This window comes from Bacteroidia bacterium (assembly GCA_026932145.1).
In the GTDB taxonomy this organism is placed as follows: Bacteria; Bacteroidota; Bacteroidia; order J057; family JAIXKT01; genus JAIXKT01.
This window is the reverse complement of record JAIXKT010000020.1, coordinates 1-2,231: the sequence shown is the minus strand read 5'-3', so window position 1 is coordinate 2,231 and position 2,231 is coordinate 1. Positions and strand designations below refer to the sequence as shown.

The following is a 2,231-nucleotide window of genomic DNA, read 5'->3' as shown; positions in this document are numbered from 1 at the left end:
AGCAAAACACGAAGAACAAAACTACGCCGCAGGCGTAATGTCGCTCAACGGTTCGCGGCTTGCCGTCAGGCGGGGATTAGAAGCACTAATTTTCAATATAGCACAAAAGTTTGATAGAAGCACAAATGTTCAATTTACCACTGTCGCCCCGCTTGCGGCAAGCCGATGTTGGCAGCAGTAATTTTGTTATTCTTCCTTGTTCCATAAATAGTCCGCTACTTCCATTATTAAACGACTGTTATTAAATACTCCTTTGTCCGTAAAGTTGTCTGGAATACAAGCGTTAATAAATCGTGAAAAGTCAATGTTGTAACAATTAAAGTGTTGTCCGTTATATTCAAATTTCCAAGGAAGATTCCAAGGAAGAGTTTTCATATAATACGACCTTACAATGTTAAGCGTGTCGTTATTTTGATTTATAATTTGAACTGTAAACCAATTGCTTGTTGTGCTCCAACCTCCTTCTGTTTGATTTAAGACACTTTGAATAATTGAGTTGTCCAATGTGTCAAGCATTGCAGGAACAGAGTAATAAAAGTTTTTGTTGATTTTTTTCTTTCTGTCAAAGTAATCCGTTTCCTTGCTTTTAAGTTGGTTGTCAACCATTGTCAAATAGTTCTTTTTGTCGCTGTCTGTGATATGAAAATCTTTAAAAGTCGGAATTGCAGAAGGATTAGAGCTAATGTCGGTTAATACTGTTTTCAAAACCGAACTACTAATTTTGTTCTTAAAGTTTGATGATTTTTTTTCTCTGAAACCATTGGCAGAAGCTGTTGATGTTTTAAAAATAGAATCATTTACTCTTTCGTAACGAACTTCGTCATTATAGCCGTGAAAACAACCTTGACTACCTGAATTTATTATAAATGTTTTGATAGGTGAAGCCAAAAAGGTTTTAAGTGGCGTTTCGGGAAAATACTGTTTTGGCGTGTGGTCGCTCAAAGAATAGAGGTAATTATTTTTTTTACCGTCCCAAAGTATCGCAACACTATCATTTAATAGCCTAAAATCTCTAATGTAAAAATCAAGTGCGTTTTCTCTATACCAATCTCGTTTATTGTCGTCAGCTAAATAGATTTGATTTCCGTTTGTTCCCCAAACTAATTTAATTCCTTGTTTTACAATTTGAGGTTCTTCAATTTTTTTGTCTGTTGTGTATGGAATTGAGCGTGTCAGTCCATTTTTATTTACTTTATAAACTTCGTAGCCGCTTGATACAACAAACAGCGAACCATTGACAACTTTGATGTCAATAGGATAACTTGATAGTTGTTTGTCTGTGAGTAAATGAAATTCAGTTGGCGAAGTGAGAGAAACAATTTTTAAACTGTCGCTAATTGCGAAAAGAGTTTTTGAATCGTTGTCTAATTCAAAATCATAAACTTTTATTGGGAAAGGTTGCCAATCAATGTTGTTGCTTTCGGTGTAATAAATGTGTCCGTTTTGATTTACAACAATAAAATTATTCCAAATCAAAATCTTTTCAATTCTGTCGTCTGAATATCCGTTCGGTGTGCTATATTTTTTCTGGTCGTAAGGTGTTTTAATTTTTTTGTTTGATTTCCAATTGTCAGATGTGGTATAGATGTCGTTGTGTAATGCACCTGAAATGCCTGTCGTTGAGTTAAGCATAAAAATACTGTGCATTCGTGATGATGAATTGTAAGGGGAATTTAGTTTTTCCCAATGCTGTCCGAAATCTTTTGAAAAGAATATTTCGCCTGATGAGCCGCCCATCCAAGCGTTTCCCTGTTTGTCAACGAAAACATTGTATATCCAAGAGTCGCCACCGAAGTCAAGAAGTTTCCAAGTTTTACCTGCGTCTTTTGTCAAGTAGTAACCATTCTTTTTGTATTCCTTTTTGCTTACTGAAATGTAACCCGTCATTATTGCGGTGTCTTTGTTGAAATAGGATATTCGTTCAAGATGTGGATTACCCAAACCCAATTCGTCTGGCGATTCAAAAATAGGTTTTCCGTAATGCCAATTTGAGTCAATGTTGTCGGTGTAATAGATATTTCCAATAGCCGTTACTAACCAAATTTTTTCGTCAGGTGAAACAGAGATTTCATTAACTCGTCCATTAATGTCAAGTTCTGCTCGTCTGTCTTTGGTTTGTCCGAAAACAGTCGTTGTCAAAAGTAGTGTCAATATGTAAATGCTGTGTCTCATATTATTGCTGCCAACGCAGCGCTTGACGAAGTTCCGAGAAAAAAAAGAGAAGACCAAAA

The 2,231-nt window shown here is 35.7% G+C and carries 2 protein-coding genes; one reads left to right on the top strand and one right to left on the bottom strand.

Annotated features, from left to right (window positions below):
- A partial coding sequence (locus LC115_05475; protein MCZ2356128.1) for a hypothetical protein occupies nucleotides 1–181 on the top strand: 181 nt, incomplete at its 5' end.
- Between the two features lie 5 nt (nucleotides 182–186).
- On the opposite strand, the gene LC115_05470 is transcribed toward LC115_05475, so the two are convergent.
- Nucleotides 187–2,172 (bottom strand): hypothetical protein, encoded by a 1,986-nt coding sequence (locus tag LC115_05470; GenBank protein MCZ2356127.1) that lies wholly within the window; start codon nucleotides 2,170–2,172, stop codon nucleotides 187–189.
- Between the last annotated feature and the right edge of the window lie 59 nt (nucleotides 2,173–2,231).

Coding starts and splice junctions, on each gene's coding strand:
- LC115_05470 (MCZ2356127.1), bottom strand. CDS start 2,172: ATGAGACACAGCATTTACATATTGACACTACTTTTGACAACGACTGTT.